Source organism: Pseudoalteromonas sp. SR45-5 (genome assembly GCF_014163565.1).
GTDB classification, from domain to species: domain Bacteria; phylum Pseudomonadota; class Gammaproteobacteria; order Enterobacterales; family Alteromonadaceae; genus Pseudoalteromonas; species Pseudoalteromonas distincta.
This window is the reverse complement of the sequence record NZ_JACJDN010000683.1, coordinates 1-2023: the sequence shown is the minus strand read 5'-3', so window position 1 is coordinate 2023 and position 2023 is coordinate 1. Positions and strand designations below refer to the sequence as shown.

Here is a 2023-nt window from a genome sequence, read left to right as displayed (position 1 = left end):
AACCTTTAAGCCAAATGCCCCAATCATCATAAAAATATGCTCTTCAACATACTTAAAAACATGCTGTGCAGTCGTTTGTTGTATATGTTTTAATTGTTGTGCATATTCGGGGTGATTATTTAAGTGTAGGTCGTGGCTGTCTTTTTTCTTTAAGTCGACACCGCCCGATGTTACCCCTTGTCTTACATGCGGGCTTTGCGCGAATGTGGAAATAAATTCATCGCAAAACTCATCGCTTAATGCGTTATTAATAACGCGTATAAAGTCCGTCATGGTTTACCTTTATATAATTATTATTGGATTTTTATGTTTATTGAAAAAGTGATGCCGCGCTTTAGCGAAACAGATGCACTCGGACACATCAACAATACCGTACTCCCTGTATGGTTTGAAGTCGCGCGTGGACCTATTTTTAAGTTTTTTACACCGGACTTAAATCCACATGATTGGAAATTGATTATCGCCAAAGTTGAAGTGTCGTTTGTGGGCGAATTATTTTATGGCCACGAAGTGACCGTAAAAACCTCTGTAGAGCATATAGGCACTAGCTCTTTTACACTTAGGCAAGAAGCATGGCAACACGATAAATGCTGCGCAATAGGAAAAGCTGTGATGGTGAGGTACGATTTTATTGCTAAATCAAAGCAAGCGCTTAGCATTGACGAAAAAGCGGCGCTTAACGAGCATATTTACCAAGGGAGTTAACCTTACAAAGCTTATATTTTATATAAGCTCATGCTGAGCTGGATTAGTGTAAATAAATAATGGCAGCTGTAATACCTATCCTCAATAATACTTAATCAATTTGAGGGATTAAATCTGACGATAACTGCGTTAAAAATTTCTGATATAGAACAACTAAATAACGAAATTTTTGCCTTGTTATCAACACGATTTTCTTTCCTCAAAATAGATCACTTAATTAAGTGAAGAGGTATAAATTTTTGTCGAGAAATTTTAACGTATTTAGATTGAGTTGCAGGCTCCAATTATATACTATTTATATTATATATTGTTGCGCCGTTATAACAGGAAATGTTAATTCGGTAATTTGATTGGAGTATGCGTGTGACATCTATTGCCAGTAACCAGCCTTTACAAGTTATTCAGCTCAGTGATGGTGAGAATTTAACAGCTGAAATTTTACCGTTTGGCGCAATAATAAAAAGCATTAAATTTAAAAAACAAGAAATGACGCTTAGCGTCGATGACCCTAAATACTATCTTGAAAACCCATTTTACTTAGGCGCTACAGTAGGTCGATACGCTAATCGTATTGCAAAGGGGCGTTTTAGCTTATCTGGTACGCAGTATCAATTAGAGGCAAATAACGGTCCTAATAGCCTACATGGCGGTGTTAAAGGTTTTAATAAAGTACTTTGGCAAGTAACCAAACAAACTGAAAGTGAAGTTGAGCTTTATTATTGCTCGCCCGACGGCGAACAAGGTTTCCCCGGTGAGTTGCAGGTTTGGCAAACTATTAGCGCTAAAAACGGCGAGCTTACTCTGCACTTTAAAGCGCTAACCAATAAAGAAACGCTCGTTAACTTTACTAACCATTGCTACTTTAATCTTGATGGCAGCTCATCAATTAATGAGCATCTTGTTCAAATTAATACCGATCGTTACCTTCCTATTGATACAACTAGTATTCCACTTAATGAAGCCGCTTTAGTTTGCGGTACCTGCTTTGACTTTACTAAGCCAGCTCAAGTTGGTGAGGCCTTAAGCGCCGTTCATCCTCAGCTAGAAGCTGGAAATGGCTTTGATCACTGCTATATTTTTAATGATGACAGCAGTTTAAAGACGATGGCTACATTAACTTCGCCACACACGAACGTTAGTTTAACCCTTAAAAGTACGCAGCCAGGCATGCAGCTTTATACCGCAAACTTTGTTGGTTCGCCTTTTAAAGCACGGCAAGCTTTGTGTTTTGAAGCGCAAAATTGGCCAGATGCGCCAAATCGTGAAAATTTTCCAAAGGCTAATTTATTGCCAGCAGAGAAATACGAACAGGTTATTA

Annotated in this window: 2 protein-coding genes and 1 pseudogene; 2 read left to right on the top strand and 1 reads right to left on the bottom strand. The window is 38.2% G+C overall.

The genetic code is table 11. From position 1 onward, the window contains the following. Positions 1 to 273: pseudogene (locus tag H5072_RS17980) on the bottom strand (2OG-Fe(II) oxygenase); the annotation flags it as partial. A 33-nt stretch (positions 274 to 306) separates the two neighbouring features. On the opposite strand from H5072_RS17980, the gene H5072_RS17975 reads away from it, so the two are divergent. Together H5072_RS17975 and H5072_RS17970 are read left to right on the top strand one after the other, a co-directional pair. After that, on the top strand, positions 307 to 705 hold the full coding sequence (locus tag H5072_RS17975) for a thioesterase family protein (RefSeq protein ID WP_002958811.1): 399 nt from the start codon (positions 307 to 309) through the stop codon (positions 703 to 705). A gap of 363 nt (positions 706 to 1068) precedes the next feature. Further along, a partial coding sequence (locus tag H5072_RS17970) for an aldose epimerase family protein (protein ID WP_182694326.1) occupies positions 1069 to 2023 on the top strand: 955 nt, incomplete at its 3' end.